This is a genomic window from Haloactinomyces albus, assembly GCF_031458135.1.
Classification (GTDB): Bacteria; Actinomycetota; Actinomycetes; order Mycobacteriales; family Pseudonocardiaceae; genus Haloactinomyces; species Haloactinomyces albus.
On sequence record NZ_JAVDXW010000001.1, the window covers coordinates 347,164 to 368,385 of the forward strand.

14 protein-coding genes are annotated in these 21,222 nt (G+C 65.4%); all 14 read right to left on the reverse strand.

Annotation, left to right across the window (positions count from 1 at the left end):
* Window positions 1–41: 41 nt before the first annotated feature.
* On the reverse strand, window positions 42–1,394 hold the full coding sequence (locus JOF55_RS01630; protein ID WP_310268447.1) for an alkaline phosphatase PhoX: 1,353 nt from the start codon (window positions 1,392–1,394) through the stop codon (window positions 42–44).
* 269 nt (window positions 1,395–1,663) lie between these two features.
* A complete protein-coding gene (locus JOF55_RS01635) occupies window positions 1,664–2,557 on the reverse strand; it encodes a mycobacterial-type methylenetetrahydrofolate reductase (protein WP_374727349.1) in 894 nt (297 codons plus the stop codon).
* Between the two features lie 478 nt (window positions 2,558–3,035).
* The gene (ahcY, locus tag JOF55_RS01640) at window positions 3,036–4,499 is read right to left on the reverse strand and encodes an adenosylhomocysteinase (protein WP_310268454.1); all 1,464 of its coding nucleotides are present in this window, start codon (window positions 4,497–4,499) and stop codon (window positions 3,036–3,038) included.
* 114 nt (window positions 4,500–4,613) lie between these two features.
* Window positions 4,614–8,216: a methionine synthase gene (gene metH, locus JOF55_RS01645; protein ID WP_310268457.1), complete on the reverse strand. Its 3,603-nt coding sequence runs from the start codon at window positions 8,214–8,216 to the stop codon at window positions 4,614–4,616.
* Between the two features lie 21 nt (window positions 8,217–8,237).
* Window positions 8,238–9,212 carry a carbohydrate kinase family protein gene (locus tag JOF55_RS01650; protein WP_310268460.1) on the reverse strand — a complete coding sequence of 325 codons (975 nt, stop codon included), beginning with the start codon at window positions 9,210–9,212 and terminating at the stop codon, window positions 8,238–8,240.
* Window positions 9,213–9,359: 147 nt separating this feature from the next.
* A complete protein-coding gene (metK, locus tag JOF55_RS01655) occupies window positions 9,360–10,553 on the reverse strand; it encodes a methionine adenosyltransferase (protein ID WP_310278242.1) in 1,194 nt (397 codons plus the stop codon).
* A 64-nt stretch (window positions 10,554–10,617) separates the two neighbouring features.
* Window positions 10,618–12,303, reverse strand: coding sequence for a glycine/sarcosine N-methyltransferase (locus JOF55_RS01660; protein WP_310268463.1), 1,686 nt, complete (start codon window positions 12,301–12,303; stop codon window positions 10,618–10,620).
* A 1,311-nt stretch (window positions 12,304–13,614) separates the two neighbouring features.
* Window positions 13,615–14,784, reverse strand: coding sequence for an alcohol dehydrogenase catalytic domain-containing protein (locus JOF55_RS01665; protein ID WP_310268466.1), 1,170 nt, complete (start codon window positions 14,782–14,784; stop codon window positions 13,615–13,617).
* A 472-nt stretch (window positions 14,785–15,256) separates the two neighbouring features.
* Window positions 15,257–15,919, reverse strand: a complete 663-nt coding sequence (locus JOF55_RS01670) for a LuxR C-terminal-related transcriptional regulator (RefSeq protein WP_310268468.1) — start codon at window positions 15,917–15,919, stop codon at window positions 15,257–15,259.
* A gap of 25 nt (window positions 15,920–15,944) precedes the next feature.
* Window positions 15,945–16,595: a sensor histidine kinase gene (locus JOF55_RS01675; RefSeq protein ID WP_310268471.1), complete on the reverse strand. Its 651-nt coding sequence runs from the start codon at window positions 16,593–16,595 to the stop codon at window positions 15,945–15,947.
* A gap of 59 nt (window positions 16,596–16,654) precedes the next feature.
* The gene (locus tag JOF55_RS01680; protein ID WP_310268472.1) at window positions 16,655–17,827 is read right to left on the reverse strand and encodes a glycosyltransferase; all 1,173 of its coding nucleotides are present in this window, start codon (window positions 17,825–17,827) and stop codon (window positions 16,655–16,657) included.
* A 3-nt stretch (window positions 17,828–17,830) separates the two neighbouring features.
* Entirely contained in the window at window positions 17,831–18,592 is a 762-nt protein-coding gene (locus tag JOF55_RS01685; RefSeq protein WP_310268474.1) for a LuxR C-terminal-related transcriptional regulator, read from the reverse strand.
* Window positions 18,593–18,618: 26 nt separating this feature from the next.
* Window positions 18,619–20,013 (reverse strand): glycosyltransferase family 2 protein, encoded by a 1,395-nt coding sequence (locus tag JOF55_RS01690; RefSeq protein WP_310268477.1) that lies wholly within the window; start codon window positions 20,011–20,013, stop codon window positions 18,619–18,621.
* Between the two features lie 83 nt (window positions 20,014–20,096).
* Window positions 20,097–21,221 (reverse strand): glycosyl hydrolase family 18 protein, encoded by a 1,125-nt coding sequence (locus JOF55_RS01695; protein ID WP_310268481.1) that lies wholly within the window; start codon window positions 21,219–21,221, stop codon window positions 20,097–20,099.
* Between the last annotated feature and the right edge of the window lies 1 nt (window position 21,222).

Here is a 21,222-nt window from a genome sequence, read left to right on the forward strand (position 1 = left end):
CCCATGGACGAGAGGAAAGTTCCGCCCACGCACGTTGCCTGCTACAGGGCGCCCCTGCTCCAGGGGCCCGTGACGGCGTAGGTGATACCGGGTGTCTGCACGTTGAAGAACAGCACCTGCCCGTCGGGGCTGAACGTCGCACCGGCCAGTTCACTGGTGTTGCTGTTGTTCAGCGCAGCCAGGTCGAAGATCTCTCCCTTGGTGGTGACGCCGCGCAGCATGTCGCTTCCGCCGCCGTCCTCGCACAGCACCAGTCCACCGCTGTTCGGCGACACGCAGATGTTGTCGGGGCTTTCCAGCAGATCGGGATCGGTCGACTCGTAGACGAGGACGAGCTGCCCACCCGAGTTGCCGGTCGGTCGGTACTGCCACACCTGTCCCAGTCCGGCATCGCCGCCGCTGGTGGAGTTGATGTAGATCGAGCCGTCGCCGTACCAGGCGCCTTCGAGGCGGGCGAAGACCGCCCCACCCTGCTCCCGGCCCTGGTAGAACACCGCCAGCGAATCGTTGCTGTCCGGGTCGGGATCGGCGATGTCGACCCATTCGACCGGCAGGGGTTGACCGGCCCGCTGCCCGAGGCGGGTGTCGTAGCGGGGCTGTTCCTTGATGGCCAGCATCTGCAGCCGACCCCCGGCACCCAGGTTCTGCGGGTCGTCGGGGACGAATCGGTAGAAGCCGGCACTGCCCCGGTCCTCGGTCTCGTAGACGATGCCGGTGTCCGGGTCCACCGCCACCGCCTCGTGGGTGAACCGGCCCATCGCCTTGTAAGGGGTCGGCTCGACGGGCCCGTCGGCATCCGCGGGTACCTCGAACACATAGCCGTGCGGCGTCGGGGCGTCGAGCCCCGTGAAGCTCTCCTCGCAGGTAAGCCAGGAGCCGTGCGGGGTCGGGCCGCCCGCGCAGTTGCGAATCGTCCCCGAGAGCGTGGGGAAGGAGTCCACCAGAGCCATCCGCTCCGGATCGAACACGAGCGTTGTGGTGCCACCAGCAGCGGCAGAGTCGTAACTCGGCGAGGTGAAGGCAGCGCCCTCACTCTGCTCGTGGTTGCGCACCAGCCGGATCATCCCGTCGTCACCGGCGAAAGCGGCCATCCCGTCGTGCCTGCCGGGTGTCGGGATACCGTCCCGCATCGGGGTGCCGGTCTGCCCGAAGGCAACATAGGAAAAGCCCGCGGGAAGCAGCAACTCGCCGTTCGGCCGTGCCGGCCGCAGCGGTCCGTAACCGCCATTGTCGGCAGCCTGGATTCCGCGGTTGTTGCCGCGCCCGGGACCCGCCGCGTAAGCGGTGTTACCCATCAGCGCCTGCAGCGCACCGGCGGCACCGATCGCGCCGGTTCCCGCGAGGAAAGATCTGCGGCCGAAGCTGGAGCCGCTCGAACGAGACTCCTGAGTCATACGTTCCTCCTGTGGTCTGGTTCGGAACAAAACAACCAAATCGCATGAAGGTGACGGGCATATGACCCTCTCGCCTACGGTGCCTGACAATGGGATTTCGTCTCCGTGGATGTATGTCCGGCGGATGTATGTCCTGCCGATCGAAGCGGACGAATATCCCGCCGTGTCTCGGACGCACGAAAAACCACGGGGCCGACACGCGCATGGCGTGTCGGCCCCGTGGTGGTGTCCCAGCCGTCCTCGAACGGCAGTGGTCGGGCCTCTTCCGCTCAGGAGACGGACGGCTTCGGCTCCCAGTAGTCGAGCATCTCGGCGAAGGTCTCGAAGGCCGGCTTCGTATTGCCGTAGGGTGCCTCCAGGTGGATGCTGAGCGGGAAGCCCAGCTCGCCCACGCCATCGACAACTCGCTTGTAGAGGTCGACGAGCTGCTGCTTGCGCTGCTCATAGGTCATTTCCGCGACCTTGGCCACGAACTTCTGCTCCTGCTCGACGGCCTGATTGCCCGGGTCCTGGATGAGCCAGTCGATGAGCTTCTTCTCGGTCTCGACACCGGGAATGAAACCGAAGGACAGCAGGATCTCCGGGCGATGCGGGGTCTGCTTGGCGAACTCGGTGAGGAAGTCGACGATGGCGTCGGAGTACAGCAACTGGGTCATGCCGTAGGTGACGCCGCGCTCGCATTTGAAGTTGAACCGCCCCTGCTCACCCTCCCGGGTCGGGATCAGAATGGAGCCGCGGTTGGCGATGACGTCCTGGAACTGCGTCAGGGCATCGGTGGGGGCGAGACCGGGGCCTTCACCGTCGGCCATGGTGCGAGGCACTCCGACGAAGGCGACGCCGTCCATGCCGGCGTCCCGGAGGTTCTGCAGACGCTCGGCCAGCTCCTGTTTCTCGTGGAAGGCGGTGACCTGGGTGCACAGACCCTGCACATCGCCCACCTCCGGCCGGACCGTGTGCCAGAAATCGAGCACGTCCATCTTCGGCTTGATCTCGACGGGACGGTCGTCGTCCTCGGCGATGATGCCCGGCATCATCAGGTGTTGGATGCGGTCCGTCAGTCCGGTGGCCCGCGCATTCTCGGCCACCTTGCGACCTTCCGCGACCGCCTTCTCCACACCGCCGTCGAGGTCGGGCGGTACCAGTTCCAGTGCGATGGTGTTCATGGTGTTCATGTCGGCCTCAGGTTTTCCTTCTGTCGACGTCGATCACCGCAGAGCTCACCAACAGCTCCGGCGAGCCTGCCTTGTGAGCAGGGACGTACTGTCAAGAAATGATATAGGGAATTCGTTCTCGCGAGCAGGAATGAATGGGCTGAAATCACATTTCGAATGCCCCTTGGAATGGACCGGTGTCGTCGCGGCGCGGCTCCGTCTGCGTTCACCGCAGCGAACATCACTATCGGCGCCCGAATGGCCGTGCCGTTCCCTCCGTGCATCCGCGCACGGCTTCCATCGCGGCCAACGGCTCGGTGCTGTCGTTGAAGTTGGTATCGGCAGGACGCCAGGGGCGCGACCAGCGAACTCCGGTCCAGCTTGAGGATTCCTGACTTGCTCCGGACTGCGGTGGGGCCACCGCCCGGGCATCGATGCCCGGGCGGTGGCCGTAGCCACCGATCACACACGCGCTGTGCGCGAACCGCGATCAGTAGCGGTAGTGCTCCGGCTTGTACGGGCCCTCGACGTCCACGCCGATGTACTCGGCCTGCGCCTTGGTCATCTTGGTGAGATTGACACCCAGCGCGTCCAGGTGCAGCCGCGCCACCTTCTCGTCGAGGTGCTTGGGCAGCATGTAGACGTCCCGAGCGTACTCGTCGGTCTTGGTGAACAGCTCGATCTGGGCGATCGTCTGGTTGGTGAAGGAGTTCGACATCACGAAGCTCGGGTGGCCGGTGGCGTTACCGAGGTTGAGCAGACGCCCCTCCGAGAGCACCAGGATCGAGTGCCCGTCGGTGAAGGTGAACTCGTGAACCTGCGGCTTGATCTCCTTCTTCTTGATGCCGGGGGTCTTCTCCAGGCCGGCCATGTCGATCTCGTTGTCGAAGTGGCCGATGTTGCCCACGATCGCCTGGTGCTTCATCCGGCTCATGTGGTCGGCCGTGATGACATCGAAGTTACCGGTGGTGGTGATGAAGATGTCGGCCGTCTCGACGACCTCGTCCATCGTCCGGACCTCGTAGCCCTCCATCGCCGCCTGCAGCGCGCAGATCGGGTCGATCTCGGTGACGATGACCCGGGCGCCCTGGCCACGCAGCGACTCGGCCGAACCCTTGCCGACGTCACCGAAGCCGGCGATGACCGCGACCTTACCGCCGATGAGCACGTCGGTGGCACGGTTGATGCCGTCCACCAGCGAGTGGCGGCAGCCGTACTTGTTGTCGAACTTCGACTTGGTCACCGAGTCGTTGACGTTGATCGCCGGGAACAGCAGGTCACCGGACTTGACCAGCTCGTAGAGCTTGTGCACGCCGGTCGTGGTCTCCTCGGTGACGCCCTTGATCTCCTTGGCGGCCTTGGTGAACCGCTGCTTGTCCTGCGCCAGGCTCTCACGCAGCACCGAGAGCACGACCTTGAACTCGTCCGGGTCGTCCTCGGTCGGCTGCGGGACGGCACCGGCGGTCTCGAACTCGACGCCCTTCTGGACCAGCATGGTGGCGTCGCCGCCGTCGTCCAGGATCATGTTCGGGCCCTTGCCATCGCTGAAGCCCTGGAACAGCTGGTTGGTGCACCACCAGTACTCCTCCAGCGTCTCGCCCTTCCAGGCGAACACCGCAATGCCCTCCGGCTTGTCCGGAGTGCCGTTCGGGCCGACGAGGACCGCGGCAGCGGCCTCGTCCTGCGTGGAGAAGATGTTGCAGGACACCCAGCGGACCTCGGCGCCGAGCTCCACCAGCGTCTCGATGAGCACCGCGGTCTGCACGGTCATGTGCAGCGAGCCCGCGATCCGTGCGCCCTTGAGTGGCTTGCTCTCCGAGTACTCACGGCGAGTGGCCATCAGACCCGGCATCTCGTGCTCGGCCAGGCGGATCTGGTCACGGCCGGCCTCGGCCAGTTTCGGGTCCGCGACGGCGAACTCGATGCCGTTGGCCTTCTCCAGTTTCGGGCTCATGATTTCCTTTCCTCGTTTCCCCTTCTGAGGGCGGTTTGGCGCTCTTTTTCGCCGATGTGGCCGGACCGGGCAGGTGATCCGTCAGCCAGGGCCCGCCCGGTCCGAAACGGTTTCCTACACGTTGAAGTACTTGGCTTCCGGGTGGTGACTGACGATCGCGTCGGTCGACTGCTCCGGGTGCAGCTGGTAGCCCTCGGACAGCTCGACGCCGATGCGCTCGCTTTCGAGCAGTTCCACCAGCTTCTCCCGATCCTCGATCGTCGGGCACGCACCGTAGCCGAAGGAGTACCGGGCACCGCGGTAGCCGAGCTTGAAGAACTGCTCGACGTCGTCGGGGTCCTCCTCCGAGACCGACCCACCGGCCGGCCAGAGCAGGTCCTGGCGGACGCGGCGGTGCCAGTACTCCGCCAGTGCCTCGGTCAACTGCACACCGAGGCCGTGGATCTCCAGGTAGTCACGGTAGGAGTTCTTCGCGAACAGCTCGTTGGCGTAGTCGGCGATCGGCGTGCCCATCGTGACCAGCTGGATCGGCAGGACGTCGACCTGGCCGAGCTCCTCGGCCTTCTCCCGGGAGCGGTAGAAGTCGGACAGGCACAGGCGCCTTTCCTTCTGCTGCCGCGGGAATTGGAAGCGGTGCCGCTCCTGGGCGTCCGGCTCGTCCTTGTCGAGCACGATGAGGTCGTTGCCCTCGGACACGCACGGGAAGTAGCCGTAGACCACGGCCGCGTGCTGCAGGATGCCCTTGGTCTGCAGCTCGTCCATCCAGGCCCGCAGCCGCGGACGCCCCTCGGACTCCACCAGTTCCTCGTACGAGGGCCCCTGGCCCTTCTTCGAGCCGCGCAGGCCCCACTGGCCGAAGAACGTGGCCCGCTCGTCCAGCAGCGACAGGTAGTCGGCCACCGGGATGCCCTTGACCACCTTCGAGCCCCAGAACGGCGGCGTCGGCACGCCCGGGTTCGGGTCGACGTCCGACTTGGTGGTGTCGTCGAGACTGGGCAGCTCGCCCTGCTCGGCCTTGCGCTTCTCCGCGATGCGCTGGGACCGCTCGTGACGGGCCTTGCGCTCGGCCTTCTTGGCCTTCTCCTTCTCGTCCTCCTCGGGGTTGTCCCCCCGCTTGGCGGACATGATGCGGTCCATCAGCGTCAGACCCTCGAAGGCGTCCTTGGCGTAGCGGACGTCGCCCTCGAACGTCTCCTCGAGCTGGTTTTCCACGTAGGTCCGGGTCAGCGCCGCGCCACCGAGCATCACCGGGTACTTCTCGGCCAGCTTCCTGGAGTTCATCTCCTCCAGGTTGTCCTTCATGATCACCGTGGACTTGACCAGGAGGCCGGACATGCCGATGGCGTCGACCTGGTGGTTCTCGGCCTCTTCCAGGATGGTGTTGATCGGCTGCTTGATGCCGATGTTGACGACGTCGTAGCCGTTGTTGGACACGATGATGTCGACCAGGTTCTTGCCGATGTCGTGCACATCGCCCTTGACCGTGGCCAGCAGCAGCTTGCCCTTGCCACCGGAGTCGTCCTTTTCCATGTGCGGCTCGAGGTGGGCCACGGCGGTCTTCATGACCTCGGCGGACTGCAGCACGAACGGCAGCTGCATCTGCCCGGAGCCGAACAGGTCACCGACGACCTTCATCCCGCCCAGCAGATCCTCGTTGACGATCTGGAGCGGCTTCTTCTCCTGCATCGCCTCGTCGAGGTCGGCGTTGAGCCCGTTGAGCTCGCCGTCGATGATGCGCTGCTGCAGCCGCTCGAACAGCGGCATCGCCGCGAGCTCCTCGGCCTTGGAGGCACCGGTCGATTCGGCCGACTTGCCCTCGAACAGCGCCATGAGCTTCTGCAGCGGGTCGTAAGCGCTCTCGGTGTCGGTGGCCGCACGTCGCCGGTCGTAGACGAGGTCGAGCGCGGTCTCACGAGCCTCGTCGTCGATCTTGTTCATCGGCAGGATCTTGGAGGCGTGCACGATCGCACTGTCCAGCCCCGCCTCGCGGCACTCGTTGAGGAACACCGAGTTGAGCACCTGGCGTGCCGCCGCGTTGAGACCGAACGACACGTTCGACAGACCGAGCGTGGTCTGCACGCGGGGGTGGCGCTTCTTGAGCTCGCGGATGGCACTGATCGTCTCGATGCCGTCCTTGCGGACCTCTTCCTGACCGGTGGTGATCGGGAAAACGAGCGTGTCGATGATGATCGCGGACTCGTCCAGACCCCAGTTCTGCGTGAGGTCCTCGATCAGCCGCTCGGCCACGCGCAGTTTCCACTCCGCGGTCCGGGCCTGGCCCTCCTCGTCGATGCAGGTGCACACCACAGCCGCGCCGTGCTCGACGGCCATCTTCATGACCTGGTCGTAGCGGCCGCCCTCTTCGGTGCCGTCCTCGTAGTTGATCGAGTTGATCGCACACCGGCCGCCGAGGTGCTCCAGGCCGACCTCGATGACCTCGGCCTCGGTGGAGTCGACCATGATCGGCAGCGTGGAGGAGGTGGCCAGTCGCGAGGCCAGCTCCCGCATGTCGTACTTGCCGTCGCGGCCGACGTAGTCCACACACAGGTCGAGCATGTGGGCGCCCTCGCGGGTCTGCCCCTTGGCGATCTCGATGCAGTCGTCGTAGCGCTCCTCGAGCATCGCCTCCCGGAACGCCTTGGAACCGTTGGCGTTGGTGCGCTCACCGACGTTGAGGATCGAGGCGTCCTGCTTGAACGGGATCGCCTGGTACATCGAGGAGATCGACGGCACGATCTCGGGAGTACGCGGCGCCGGGTTGAGGCCGCTGACGGCCTCGGCGACCTGGCGCACGTGCTCGCCGGTCACACCACAGCAACCGCCGACCAGGCGGGCGCCGAAGTTGTTGGCGAAGCCGACCAGGGCCTCGGCCAGTTCGTGCGGCTGCAGCGGGTAGACCGCGCCGTTGTCGCCCAGCTCGGGCAGGCCGGCGTTGGGCATGACCGAGATCGGCACGGTCGCGTGCTCGGCCAGCACCCGCAGGTGCTCGCTCATCTCGGCGGGGCCGGTCGCGCAGTTCATGCCGATCATGTCGATGCCCAGCGGCTCCAGAGCCGTGAGGGCCGCACCGATCTCGGAGCCGACCAGCATCGTACCGGTCTGCTCGACGGTGACGTGGGCGATGATCGGCACCCACTTCTGCTTGGCGACCATGGCCCGCTTGGCTGCGACGACGGCCGCCTTGGTCTGCAGCAGATCCTGCGAGGTCTCCACCAGGACCACGTCGACGCCGCCGTCGAGCATGCCCAGCACCTGCTCGTAGTAGGCATCCCGCAGGTCGGCGTAGGGGGCGTGGCCCAGCGTGGGCAGCCTGGTTCCGGGGCCCATCGAGCCGAGCACGAAGCGCGGCTTGTCCGGCGTGGAGTACTCGTCGCAGCACTCCCTGGCCAGGGCCACGCCCTTCTCCGCCAGGTCCCGGATCCGGTCCTCGATGCCGTACTCGCCCAGGTTGGGCAGGTTACAGCCGAAGGTGTTCGACTCGATGGCATCCGAGCCGTTCTTCAGAAAGCCCGTGTAAACCGAGCGCACCACGTCGGGGCGCGTCTCGTTGAGGATCTCGTTGCAACCCTCGAGGTTGTTGAAGTCCTCGAGCGAGAGATCGTGCTCTTGCAACGCCGTGCCCATGCCGCCGTCCCCGACGAGCACGCGATCGGCGATGGCCGACAGGAAGCCGCTCGGGTCGTTGTCCTGTCGGCCCGATTTTGCTTGTTCAGTCATGACGCTGCCTTCCTGACGCTTTCAGCGAAGCACCGATTCGGCGTCGGCCGCAGCCTTATCGCCGTATGCCTCAGCGAATCGAGCCACGAAGGAGCCCTTCTCGATGCTGTACTCCTGCGGGCCGTCTGTCTCCAGCGACGTGGTCGCCAGGGTGCAACCGAGCTGGATCGAACGCTCCAGCTCGAGTCCACCGGCCAGTCCGGCCAGCAAGCCCGCACGCAAAGCGTCGCCCGCACCCGTCGGGTCACCGATCTGCTTCGGTTTCACCGGAGCGATCTCGAACGTCGGAGCCGACTTGGACTCGACACGCACGCCCTGCTCACCCAGCGAGGTGATCCACAGATCGACCTGCTCCAGCACCTCGGCATGGGACCAGCCGGTCTTCTGCAGCAGCAGGCTGTGCTCGTACTCGTTGGTGAGCAGGTACTTCGCACCCTCCACCAGCTTACGGATCTGCTCGCCGTCCATGAGGGCCAACTGCTGCCCCGGGTCGGCCAGGAACGAGTAGCCCCGGTCACGGCACTCCTGAGAGTGACGCAGCATGGCCTCGGGATCATTGGCCGAGACCACCACGAGATCCAGACCGCCCACCCGGTCGGCGATCGGCTTGAGCTCGATCTCGCGAGCCTCGGACATGGCCCCGGGATAGAACGAGGCGACCTGGTTGTTGTCCTGGTCGGTGGTGCACGTGAACCGTGCGGTGTGCGCGGTCGCCGAGGTGTGCACCGAGGCGGTATCCACACCGTGACGCTCCAGCCACGCACGGTATTCGGCGAAGTCCTCGCCGACGGCACCCACGAGCAGCGAGGTGACGCCGAGCTGGCCGAGGCCGAACGTGATGTTGCCTGCGACACCACCCCGACGGACCTCGAGCCCCTCCACGAGGAAGGACAGGGACACCTGATCGAGCTGGTCGGCGATCAGCTGCTCGGCGATCCTGCCGGAATAGGACATGAGATGGTCGGTGGCGATCGAACCGGTCACCGCGATCTGCACTGTAAAACTCCTTCACCAGGGCCGATGTCGGTGATGATCCGCCACCGGCCGGCAATTAGCTGGGATAGTCGTCTCCGAACACACCCGCCAGGCTGCGGGGCGCGGTCGCGCCCCGCAGCCTGCGCGAGAGCAAACAGGTATCGACTATCAGAGGCCTGCGGCGTTCTTGAGGTCCTGGACGCGGTTGGTGCGCTCCCAGGGCAGGTCCACGTCGGTGCGACCGAAGTGACCGTAGGCCGCCGTCGGCGCGTAGATCGGGTGCAGCAGGTCCAGGTCCCGGATGATCGCCGCCGGACGCAGGTCGAAGACCTCGTTGATCGCAGCCTGGATCTTGTCCGGATCCACGTTCTCGGTGCCGAAGGTCTCCACGAACAGACCCACCGGAGCGGCCTTGCCGATCGCGAAGGCGGTCTGGACCTCCACCCGGCTGGCCAGCCCCGCCGCGACCACGTTCTTGGCCACCCAGCGCGTGGCATACGCCGCCGAGCGGTCCACCTTCGACGGGTCCTTCCCGGAGAAGGCACCGCCACCGTGGCGGGCCATGCCGCCGTAGGTGTCGACGATGATCTTCCGGCCGGTCAGACCGCAGTCACCCATCGGACCACCGGTGACGAACCGGCCGGTCGGGTTCACCAACAGACGCAGATCGGCGGTGTCCAGGTTGACCCGCTCGATCTCGGGGTTGATGACCTTCTCGCGGATGTCGTTGGTCAGCGTCTTGTCGAGGTCGACGTCCTCGGCGTGCTGGGTGGACAGCACCGCGGTGTCCAGCCGCACCGGCTGGTCACCGGCGTACTCGACGGTGACCTGCGTCTTGCCGTCGGCGCGCAGGTACGGCACCGTGCCGTCGTTGCGCACCCGGGTCAGCCGCCGCGACATGCGGTGGGCCAGCGCGATCGGCAGCGGCATGAGCTCGTCGGTCTCGTTGGTGGCGTAGCCGAACATCAGGCCCTGGTCACCGGCGCCCTGGCTGGCAATCTCGTCGATGGCGCCCTCGACACGGGACTCGTGGGCGGTGTCCACACCCTGGCCGATGTCGGGGGACTGCTGGTCGATGGAGATGTTGATGCCGCAGGTGTTGCCGTCGAAGCCCTTGGCCGAGTTGTCGTAGCCGATCTCCAGAACCTTGTCCCGCACGATGGTCGGGAGGTCCACGTCGGCCTCGGTGGTGACCTCACCGGCAAGGTGCACCTGACCAGTGGTGATCATGGTCTCCATGGCCACGCGGCTGCGCGGGTCCTGCGCCAGCATCGCGTCCAGGATGGCATCACTGATCGAGTCGGCCATCTTGTCCGGGTGACCCTCGGTCACCGACTCACTGGTGAACAGCCGGCGGTTCATCTCAGTCACGGGTATTACTCACCTTTCCGCTGTTGGAGATTGGCGTCGTTGTCGTGGGCAGTTCTCATGCTCGGGCGTGGATGATGCCCCACGCGAGGTTTCCGGCATTGCCGCCGCTGACCCAGTTCTGCAGGCCAGTCTTCATGTTCTTGCGGTATTCCTCGCCGATCTTGTCGGCGAGCTCGTGCTCCCGGCTTTCGAGAACCTGGAGAACCCTGCCGTAGTGCATGGGCAGGTAGGAGGTCAGATCCTCGAAGTCGAACGTCTGCAGCCCCAGCCGGGCGAGCTCACGCCGGTAGAAGCCGGGCGAGCCCATGGTGTCCAGGTGGATGCGCTCCAGGATGGGCCCGAGCTGCTTCTGATCGGCAGTGTCTGCAGCCATCGGGTCGGTGAAGACGAACGAACCGCCACTCGTGAGCACGCGGGTGGTCTCTTCCAGGACCCGCTCACGGTCACCGCTGTGCAGGATCGCATCCTGCGACCACACCACGTCGAAGGCGTTGTCCTGGTACGGGATGTCCTCGAAAGAACCGTCCCTGACCTCGATCAGGTGATCGAGCCCCTCGGCCCGGTTGAACTCGATGTTGCGCCGGTTCTCCACCTCACTGAGGTTCAGGCAGGCCACCTTGCAACCATAAGTCCTGGCCAGGTAACGCGCGGCGCCACCATAGCCCGCACCGATGTCGAGGATCCGGGTCTCCGGGGTGATCTCGACCTTGCTCGCCATCCGCTCCACGGTGCGGCGCGAGGCGGCGTCGATGTCCTCGTCCGGCGTCTGGTAGAGGCCGACGTGGATGTCGTTACCGCCCCAGACGTGGTAGTAGAAGTTGTCCGCGTCTTCGGAGTTGTAGTAGTCCCGAGCGGTGTGCACCGCCGTGGAGTACAAGTCCGCGAGGTCGTCCTCTTCCCGGTAGCTCTTCTCCGCGATGTGGATGAAGAAGTCCGGCTCGGTGTCACCGTAGGTTTCCTGGAAGTCACCGTAGGTGTCGATCCGCTGGAAACCGACCTCACGCAGCAGCCGCCGCGTGTAGTTCTTCCGCAGCGGGTACATGTTCAGGTAGTACTCGGACTTGTCCGGGAAGGTGTACTTGAACCGCGCGAGACCCTCGTCGATGTGGTCCGGCTCCGCGGAGACGTCCTCACCCGCGTAGTAGTAGGTGTGCTTGCTCGAGAAGCCGTCGTCGAGAATCGAGTCGTAGTTGCGCTGGTCGATGATCAGCACGCCGTCATGCTTGAGCATCGCGTAGAACTCGGCCAGCGCCTTGCGCCGGTCGCGTTCGGAGAACAAGTGGGTAAACGAGTTCCCCAAGCAGATGATCGCGTCGTACTCACCGTGGACGTCACGATTCAGCCAACGCCAGTCGGCGTTGACCACGCGGAGGATGTGCCCACCGTAGGCGAGTCCGTTGCTGAAGGCCTGGGCCAGCATCTGCGGGCTACCGTCGGCGCTCACGGTCTCGAAGCCCTCTTCGAGCAGGCGAACCGAGTGGAAGCCGGTGCCGGTCGCGGCATCGAGGACCGACTTGACGCCCCGGGCCTTGAGTTGATCGACGAAGAACTGGCCTTCGCTCTCGTAGCGCTTCTTCCAGTCGATCAGATCATCCCACTTGTCGACGAAACCGCCGACGTACTCATGCGTGTAGTGATCAGTGTCGCGTACTTCCAACGGGTTGTCGCCGAAGGTCTGCGTCTCCCGGTGAACCGGTTCAGTCTCGTTCCCTTCGGCAAGATCGTCCACGCTCTTGGCCATACTTCACTCCCACCACTCGCGTTGGTCATGCGCCACTGCACTCGGCCGGCGGGTATGGACCCGCGCCGAGCTTTCACGGACGCGCCGGGCCGCCTCTTCTTACGGCAAAGCCGGACCGGCGTGGGCGGCCGAAACTCCGGGCCGCACGCTCTCACCGGTCATCACACTCGGTCGGCACCTTTGCCGTCCGGCTCCCAGCGCAAAATCCGTGCGCCGAGGACCCAATCTAGGGGAATAAACGCAGAAATCAACCGTACAAACCTGTGACCCTGATCATAGCAATGCGATGATCGCGTGATTCGGACGGTCACCCTGGGTGAATAAATACGCTCTTACCTGCACTAATTGGAGCAATTCGGAGCCGAGGTCACGATCAGGTAAACCAACTGCAGCGTATTTATACGTACACTGCGCGTGCGCAGCACTTACCACAACCTCGACAAACAGGGCAACCGTGTTCACCGAAGAGAATTTTCACCGGGGCATTCACCAGGGCATTCGCCGGGAACGCCGTAGTGGATTTTTATTCTCTTGTGTCCATTCCATCGGATCGGAGGGCGCGCATGTTACACTGCTGTCCCAATGGAAATCGCCGCACCGCATCATCGCACCGCAGCGCTCCACGGCAGGGTCACCAGCGCAACCTGAGGCCAGGCAGGCGCGCCCTGCGCAACCCGGCGCACACCATCCCGGCGCGCCGCCCGGCGACGCCGTTGACACGGGCCTCCTTCGAGCGTCGAGCCCTGGGCCACGAGAGGTCGACGGATCTCCGACCCGCTTGCCGCGGTGTCGGCATGCGACCCAGCGCAAAAGCGATGAACGAACTCCGAATCCAGCGCTCCATTCGTGTGCACACAGCCGACGAAATCTCGTTCATCATCGATCAAGCCACGGTAATTCCACGCATACCGTTCCGGACCACGGGCATGGTATGCGCAAAAGTCCACACTGCTGTGGCCGCGGTCACCGGTGGTACTCGTCATGCCCCCGAGGCGCACTCCTGAGATGCCGCACGACCGCAGGCGGCCGATGCGGCGATGCAACATCTTCCCTCTCAAGAATTCCTCATCGCGGAATCCCGTGGACGTTGCGGTATCCGAAACTCGATCGAGTTCGTCCTCTCTGCTGTGCAACTCGACACGCTGATCCTGCCGGAGATCGCTTTGCCGGAATTCGAGAAATTTCGGATTGTGGAGTCGTTTCGAGTGAAACGCGATACTCGCACGCGGACTTCGGGCGGACAGCACGGCGACTCGCCCCGGCACTGCCCGCCCGACTTCACGAAGGGTGTTCGTTCGTGCACCCGCGGTTTCAGGTCAGGCCTTCGAGCGCCACCTTGATCCAGCCGGGTTCACGCTGGTCGAACGCCTGGTAGGCCTGCACCGCATCGGTCACCGGCTCCTGCCGTTCCAGGATCACCGACGGGTCGAGGACACCACTGGCAACCAGATCGACCAGTCTCGGCATCAAGGGGCGGTGGTTGCAGTTGCCCATGTGCACCGTGAGGTTCTTGTTCATGGCGCTACCGATCGGCCAGGACTCGAAGGTCGGCGGATACACCCCGATGACGCCGAGGGTCCCTGCCTTCGCGACGGCCTGTACGGCCCATCGAGCGGCCTGGGAGGGCAAAGTTCCGTGGCCCCAGGCCAGTGTTCCCCCGCCGGAAGCTTGCGACTGCTCGGTTCGACTGCCTTCGTCCTGCGGGTAGGCATCCACCCCCACGGCATCGATCACCCGATCCGGTCCGATACCGCCGGTGAGCTCCCGTAGCATCGCCACCGGATCCTCACTGGTGAAGTTCACCGGTTCCGCATGCTGGCGCCGGGCGGTCTCCAACCTGCCGGCCACCGAATCCACTGCCAGGACTCGCCCGGCTCCTTGGTACCACGCCGAGGCGATCGCGAGTTGCCCGACCGGCCCACAGCCGAACACCGCCACCGTGTCCCCCGTGCCGACCTCTGCCAGGCGAGCTCCGAACCAGCCGGTCGGCAGCACGTCGGAGATCACGATCGCCTGCTCGTCGATGATGCTGTCCGGCAGCGCCACGAGGTTGGCGTTGGCGAACGGTACTCGCACGTATCCGGCCTGCATACCGGCGAAGCCTCCGGTCGGTTCCGGACCACCGAAGATCGCCGTGCCTGCCAGTGGGCCGTTCGGGTTCGCCGTGTCGCACTGCGCCGTGTAACCGGCGCGGCAGTACGAACAGGTCCCACACGCGATGGTCGAAGGCACCACAACCCGATCTCCCCGCTGGAAGGCTCGCACACCGCTGCCCACCTCCTCGACCACCCCGACACCCTCGTGACCGAGCACGGTGCCCTCCGCCATGCCGGGGAAGGTGCCACGAATCATGTGCAGGTCGGTACCGCAGATGGCACTCATCGTGAGCCGCACGATCGCATCCGTCGACTGCTGCACCCGGGGATCGGGCACCTCCTGCAGGTTCACCGTGCCCGGCGCCTGCCACACGACCGCCTTCATGTCCTCGCCTCCTTCAACGACGTTTCGTGCCGGAGAGGTACCCGGCGGATCCGGTCGGCAATCGGGCGAGCACGGTCGGCCCGGCACCGGTGGTGAGGTCTGCACGGAACGATCGCCTGCCCGGATCGGCCCGTCATCGATCTGCAGGTCGACGGGAGTGCTTTCTGCACGCTGCAAGGTCTGTGGACACAGGCAAGCGAGGAACTCGCGTGACCACTGTGGTGTGTGGCCGACCGGCGATACCGGATCCTGGGTGCCGAGCTGCAGCGAGCGGGCGTGCAGCAGCCGGGAGCGGCCGCCTCGGGAATGACCGATCTCGGTGGCCTCGGAATGGACCTCGCAGGCAGCCGGATTCGGCGTGCCGGGTGCGCGCGACCATCGGAGAGGAACTTGTCGACGCACTGCATCGCGCTCATTCCGAGCCATGCCCGCACATCATCGAAGCACTGCCGCAAAAAAACCGAAAGGGCCCTCAAGCTCGCGCGAGACTTCGTGGGATCTCGGTATCGGTGAGCAGACAATGCCGGACGGCGAAAGAAGCCGCCTCCACTCGGGAATGCACCCCCAGTTTCGTCAACAACGCCTGCACGTGGGTACGCACGGTTGCCGCGGAAACGCCGAGCTGCTTTGCCATCATACTCGTACTCGCGCCTGCGACGAGCAGTCCGAGGCACTCCCGCTCCCGCCCGGTGAGAGGCGTGGTGAGCGGTCGCGCATGGTCGGATCGCGACGGACGCCGTGCCGATGCGGTCGCGAGGTCGGCCACCACTTCCCCACTCACCACACGTCGAATGGCGGTGACGAGCGAGTCCAAACCGCACATTTTGTTCACATACCCGACAGCACCGGAGTTCAAGGCACGCCGCATTCCCGCGACATCCTGGTCGGCCGTGAGAATCATGACCTTCGTGTTGGTTTCTCCCGCCGCGATCACATCACCGATGAAATCGAGACCGTCACCGTCCGCGAAATACCGATCGAGCAAGCAGATTTCCGGCCGGTGCTGCCGAATACTCGCCACCGTGCCCCGCACGCTGTCCGCGGTGTTCAGCACGGTGATTCCTTTCTGCGGCAATACCGTGACGAGTGCATCGACAAAAACCGCGTGATCATCACCCAGGACCAAATCAACCATTGTGCCCCTTTCACGCACTCGCTGATCAGGCCTCCGGTGGCCGACCGGCATCGGGAAACACCAACCGGGCACACGTGCCTCCGTGCTCGGCCGGACATACCTGCAAGTGAGCCCCACATCGGCGCGCCAGGTCGAGAACGATGCCGAGCCCTTGCGAGGCCACACCGCCGGGTCCGTCACCGAACCCCGGTCCGTCATCGATCACCTCGACGACCACACCACATTCGTCACCGACCGCGATCTCCACCGTGCCGTCCGGCCCCGCCGCTCGAACAGCATTGTCGACGAGATTGACCACCATGCGCCACAGCAACGTCCTGTCCGTACACAGTGCCACGTCGGCACCGGGCCGCAGCACCACCGTTGCTCGGCTCGACAGGGCCGTCAACGACACCAGCTGCCCCAGCAGTTCACGCACGTCGACCGTGTCGAGTATCGGCTCGCCGACCGGTAGCGCAGCAAGATCGACCAGCCTGGACAGCTCCTGTGCCATGAGCTTCAGTCGGTACCGGGTTTCCGCGGACAGTGCGGGATCATCGTGGATCCCATCCGTGAGCAGGGACAGCGTCCCCAGACCCTGGCCGAGATCATGCAACAGTCCACGCAACTGCCCGGTGGTTTCGAGCGAGTGGGGCTCTCGCCGCGCCGTGGTCGTCAGGGTCGATACTCCGTGCACAATCGCTCCTTTCCGCACCACGAGGAGAACACGGATCCAGCGTGGAGTTCGGGTGAGAATCAATCGCCACACCGCAGGGGGACAACGCCGGTTCGCCGGCCACCGGAGTCGTAAGCCGCCGCCAGTGCCGCTGCGAGTGCCGCTTCGCTGTAGCGCTCGTCCACCCGCGCACGCGCCGCCGAGGCCATCCGTGCGGCTTCTGCGGGTGAGTCGAGCATATGTCCCACAGCCGCAGCCAGCAGGTCCGGACGCTGCGGTGGCACGAGCAGGCCCGTCTCACCGGGGACCACGACATCGGTCACCGCATTGACCGCCGTGGCCACCACGGGGATGCCACGCACCATCGCTTCCAGGACGGCCAACGGCAGACCTTCGTAACGGCTGGGAAGCACGAACACATCGAATGCCGCGAGTAGCTCCTCGACGTCGGTGCGCTCCCCGGCCAGCACCACCCTCGCCCGCGGTCGCGCTCGAGCAGCGAGCCGTTGGACCCGCTCGGCCAGTTCGCCGCCGCCCACCCACACACCCTGCACATCACGTTGCCCCAGTGCGAGCATGGCGGCCACGAAATCTTCCGGTGCCTTCTGGTACGTCAGGCGTGCCACCGTTCCCACGACGACATCATCGGTGTCCAGTCCCAGCGCACGGCGGGCACGGAGACGTACCTGCGGAGTGTGCACGGGCACGTCGCGGTCCACGACTCCTCCGATGGTCCGAACGCGTTCCGGAGGAACCAACCCACGCCGCACCGCCTCGGCTGCCACACCCGAGCCCACGCAGAGTGCGACATCGGTACTGCCGCCGAGCAGGCGTTCGATGCCGATATAGGCCTGCCTGCGCACCGCCGGCTGGAAGGCGTGGAACGGGAAACCGTGAAAAGTGTGCACGATTCGAGGCGTACCTGCCCATCGTGCGGCCATCCGCCCCACCGCACCCGCCTTCGCACAATGCGTGTGCACAACGTCGAAACGCCGCCGGGTGAACAGGCCGGCCAGCCGATGCAGGGCGAGCAGGTCGTGGTGCGGCACGATCGGAGCGCGTAGCGCGGGCTCGAGCACGGTCTCCAGTCCCGCAGAGGCGGCTTCGTCGAGCAGCCGTCCCCCGCTGCCCGTGATGAGAGTGACCCGGTATCTGTCCGGATCGAGAGCGCGGGCACCACGCAGGGCCATGACACCCGCACCGCCGTCCATGCGGGTGATCACCGTGGCGATCCGCATTCGTCCGTCGCTCATCGGTCACCGCCGAGGGGTTCGTTGCACGGGCACGATCCCGGATGTGTGCTCGGCGGCCCGGAGACCGGCGGCGCGGGCCACGCTGACCGCCTCGAGCCGGCTGTGCACTCGTAACTTGGTGAGGATGCTGCGAGTGTGGGTGCGTACGGTCTGCGCCGAGATCAGCAGTTCCGCTGCAATCTGATCGCCACGCTTGCCCTCGGTCATACCGAGCAGTACGTCGCGCTCACGGTTGCTGAGCACATCCAGCGGACCGCTCCGGTCCCTGGCTCTCCGAACATCCTCGCGGAGTTCCCGCAGAACCGTGCCGAGCACCTCGGGCGGGAACCAGGAATGCCCGCTGCACACTCCGCGCAGGATGCCGGTGAGCTCCTCGGCACCACGTTCCTTCGGGACCCATGCCGCTGCTCCGGCTCGCGCGGCATCCACCACACGTTCCCCGTGGTTCCCTGCGGTGAGCACCACGATGTTCGCCGACGACCACGCTGCCGTGAGCCGTTCCAGCAGCTCCCGGGTGGCAGTGCCTGCCGGTTCGACATCGATCACGATGACGTCGGGCCGGAGACGTGCCACGGTCTCGGTCAAGTCGGGATCATGCGTCGTCGACTGTCCGACCACCCACAGATCCGGCGTGGCGGACAGCCGGTTCGTCAGCGCCTCGGTCAACATCCGGTGATCGTCCACCATGAGCAACCGCACCATGTCCACCGGACAACTGTGCCCCGGATCCATCGGCTTGTCCTCGTGGAACGGTGGAGCTGTCACACCGCGGGAGGATGGGAACCGGCTGCTCACCCTTCCCGGGCATCGGTCGAGTCCCGGTGGGTCGTGGTGAGCTCCGGTGGATCGGTGCCCGGCACCGGTGTGGTCCCGAGCCTCCGCCTGCTCGGGCTGCGCCACCGGCCTGTCGACCTCGACAACCACGCCAGCGGCAAGGCATACAACGCGATCGCGGAATCGAGTATCCGGAGCACCAGGAAGAAGACCCCGAAAAGCAGGAAGCGAATTTTGCGGTGGCACAGCGCCACGGTGCATGTCAGAACGATGTCGGGGAGCACGACACCGAACAGCAACGCGGTGAAACCGACATGGGCGGCCACGAAACCGTGGATTTCGGCCAGTCCCGGAATGGTGAGCACGATTCCCGTCAGTTCCGGAACGACGAGCAGCAACAGGACGAACGGCAGGAGCACGATCAGGACACCGCTGGTCACCTGTTCCAGTAGCAACAGCGTGAGCATGCCGGTGAACAGATTCGCACGTGGTCGGTGGCGCCGTACGGTTTGCCACCATCCCAACGCCCACCGTTTGGTCTGGCGTACGTAGTCCCCGAGGGACCCCGGGTCCTGAGTAACGGCCACGGCAGCCGGGGTGAATCCGACCTTGCCGAGTCCTTTCTGGTACACCTCGAAGGTCATGTTGAAGTCCTCGATCACGAGGCCGGGTGGGTTCACCTCGATGTGCGGCAGGACTTCCGTGCGGTACAGGCTCGCGAAGCCGGGAATGATGTGGGTCGCGTTGGCGCGCCGCCAGGTTTGGCCGAACTTGAGCAGGAACTGGGTCAACGCATAGATCCGCTGGCGGTGGCACACCAGCAACTTCCCGAGTGGCGACAGGCTGCGGCGGCGCCAGTCACTGCGCACGTAGCCCGCCACCGCCACGACGCGTGGATCGTCGAACAACGGCAGCGCCGCTTGGAAATATCCGGAGTCGACCCGGGTGTCGGCGTCCAACAGCATCACCACCTCGAACCGTTCGACGAGCCGGAAACGTTCGATGGCTTCCTGCAGGGCACCGGCTTTACCGACATTGCTGCGTGTCCGGATCACCCGCGCCCCGGTAGCGCGTGCCAGTTCGAACGTGTCATCGGTGGAACCGTCCGAAACGACGTGCACATTCGCTTTCGGGACCACGTCCAGGACCGCACGCAGGCTGTCCGCGATGACCAAGCCCTCATTGTGCGCGGGGATCAGAACGGCGACATCCCGCACGGTCAGCGAACCCGCCCGAATCGACGACACCTCTCGCTTCGGGGGTTTTCGGAGCGCATGTGCCCCGCGGGACGCGAACCGGATGCCTCCTCGGCGCGTCGTGGGGCCGTCGAGCAGCCGCAGCAGCCCGATCGTTCCCCAGAGCGTGAAGTTGGCACCGAAGACGAAGACGGCGAGCATCCACCAAGGAATCACCGAGCCCCCCTTGCAGGAAATTGATCGACTTATGAGGCTCCGGCAGTGGGAACTGTCGGGCTCGCGGCGCCCAGGCGGCGCCTCTATGTGCCTGCCAGCAGCGTTTCGCGCACTTCGGACCACGTATCCGTGTCCGCGGGGCCGTACATCCACAGGTACACACCACTGATGCCTGCTTGCCGTGCCGCCAGGAACTTGGCCCGTGAGCTCGCGGCGTTTTCGAACCACACCTCGTGCTCGCGCCCCTGCGCATCGGTGTAGCGAAACCAGGGGGACCGACTCGCCTCGTCGAAACGCACCCGCGCTTGGTGCCTCGCCGCCAGCCGGGATGCTTCCAGCCAGCTCACGGGTGTGCCGTATCCGTCCACCCAGTCGTATCCGTACAGCGGGACCCCCAGAACCACCTTGTGCGCGGGTATTCGTGTCGTGGCATAGCCCAGCACGTCGTCGATCCAACCGATCGGCGCCACCGGCCCCGGCTCGGATGTCGGCCAGTGATAGTCATAGCCCATCAGCCGGACCTGATCGGCAACACGGCCGATTGCCGCGTAGTCCTGCGCGACGTTGCGCTGGTCGTAGCCCGCTTCGCTGGTCTTGGCGAACAGTGCCACCGACAGGAGCTTGTCGTGTTCGTGCAAGGCATCGGCGAGTTCGGTGATGAAGCCGGTGAACTCGTCGCGGTCGCTTGCCCGCAAATCCTCGTAGTCGATGTCGATGCCGGTGTAGTTCTCCCGCAGCACCAGCTCGACGATGTCGGTGATGTGCTGCTGTCTGCGTTGCGGGTCGTGCAGGAAACGCGCGACCGGTTCGTAGGCCCACCGACCGTTGGTCGTATTCGCCAGCGTCGGAATCAAGGGCAGTCCCGACGCGCGCAATGTCTGCAGATACCGGCTCACGTCGTCCGCCTGCTCCACGGGGAACTGCGGAACGATCCGGCCGTCGGCGCTGAGCCCGTACATCCACGGCGACACCTGGTTGACGGCCTGCCGGTGGTTCATCAGCGCCGATGTGCCCCTGTCCAGATGCCAGAACGGTACCGAGGCCACGACGAGATTCCAGTGCCCCGTGGACAGGGGCGTGGGTGTCGTCCGCGAGACCGACACCACGGCCAGCAGGACAACGCACAGCAGCAGGATCACCAGATACACCAACCCCTCGATGTGCCAGGACCGGTTCGTGTGTCGGGAAGGGCGAGTGCCCGAGAACATC